Here is a 1680-nt window from a genome sequence, read left to right on the forward strand (position 1 = left end):
TTAGCGCGTCCTGCATAAGTAGCATCCTTGGTGGATCCATTTATAACAATAGGAGTAGCGGGACTGATGGTTTCTGTAGTAGATGGGTTACCTCCAGATGTTCCTAGACAATCACCGGCATCCGTTAGCTGAATCGTATAGCTTCCCACATCGACATTATCTATGGTAACAGAATTTCCCGAAAACGCAACCCCATTTCCACCATCAATTATATATCGATAGGGGGGAGTTCCGGCTTGATTAGGTACGGTAATGGTAATACTTCCTTTGGTCTCTGTTCCCTGGCCATTTACACAAGGTGCATTAGAAGAAGTGGTAGAAAAAGTTAATGGGTTGGGAGCAGTTATTTCAAATCCATAAAAGGGGGAATCGGATCCCACCTGCTGACCATCAAAAAAAGACTGATATTTGACTCTATAGGTACCTGAAGATAATGGGTAAGGCCATTTATATTTATCATTACTATCCAATTGATTTTTAGTAATAGGAAAATAAACTAATGAATCTTCTTGCTGAATCCAGGAATTGTCAGCTTCCAACTTCCATAGTTCTGGTGAAATGGTTTCTCCAGTATCAAGAGGACGATCAAAATCCAAAATAAAAGTTCCATCCTTAGATTCAGGACCAAAACAACTGGTACTGATGGTCTCTGGTGGAATTGTTTCCAATTTTGGAGAACATTTGATTAAACTATAAGTTGTTGTTTTAGACTTAACAGTGCCGTAATCTAATTGAAACTTTATATTAATCGCATTTTCCAGATTTAATGTGGATAATTCTACCATTGCAGAAGACTTATATTCTGAACTGAAATCAAATAATACTTTCCACTCACTTATTTCACTTTCTTTACCTATTTGATATAAAACCTTTTTTATAGAAGGGCGAAAATTTCCCGGATTTAGTATAATGGTTTCTTCAACGCAATATGGATTTATACGAGGAGGAGGAAGGTCATTTAATTTGAAAACTTGAATAAACCCAGCTTCTAGTGCTAAGTCACAATTGAAATAAGTCTCAGACCCATTGACATAAGGACCAAAAAAGGGTTTCTTGGGTAGATCTAATGGTATAATGTTTGTACCGTTATTACACTCTTCTAACGTTGCATCGGCAGTTATACCATAAGCACTATTAAATCGTATGGATGAGGGTAAGCCTTCGAATGATGGGCTACCTTTTCTATTCCTTCTTTCTCTAGGGGATTGATCACCGGGCAAGCCATCTCCTGTTTCTAAGATGTAGATGTTTAGATTGTTTAAATTATCCGTTATTTCAATTTCTGTATATCCATATTCGATGTCGTTAGGATCTGTAGCGGTAATATCATAGCGTACCATATATTGTGAAAACACAACATTGGAAATCAGCAATAAAAGTGATGTTAATAAAACCTTCTTCATACTATCTATAGTTTAAAATTCACTCTACCACGATCTTTCTTACATAATTTTTTTCAGGAGATTGTATAAGTAAGAGGTATACTCCTGTTGCTAAGTTTCCTTTAAGACTGATCGGGATAGTATATGCTTTGCTCCCTGTGTTGGATGCGGAGTAAAGCAACGAATTATTTACCATGCTGAACAGTTTGATATCCACCGGTGCTTCTTTCTCAAAGGTCAGGTCGATTGTAAAATCTCCTTGTGAGGGATTAGGGTAGAGACTCAGCTCGGAGTTTCC

At 37.3% G+C, this 1680-nt stretch carries 1 protein-coding gene and 1 pseudogene; both read right to left on the reverse strand.

All coding sequences use genetic code 11. The annotated features are described in order from the left end of the window. Positions 1-1403, reverse strand: a pseudogene (locus tag ACJRPK_RS17425) (hypothetical protein); the annotation flags it as partial. A 19-nt stretch (positions 1404-1422) separates the two neighbouring features. Continuing rightward, positions 1423-1680 (reverse strand): T9SS type A sorting domain-containing protein (locus ACJRPK_RS17430; protein ID WP_407141669.1); only part of this gene is annotated, 258 nt, incomplete at its 5' end.

Source organism: Aquimarina sp. 2-A2 (assembly GCF_045505135.1).
Lineage (GTDB): Bacteria > Bacteroidota > Bacteroidia > Flavobacteriales > Flavobacteriaceae > Aquimarina > Aquimarina intermedia.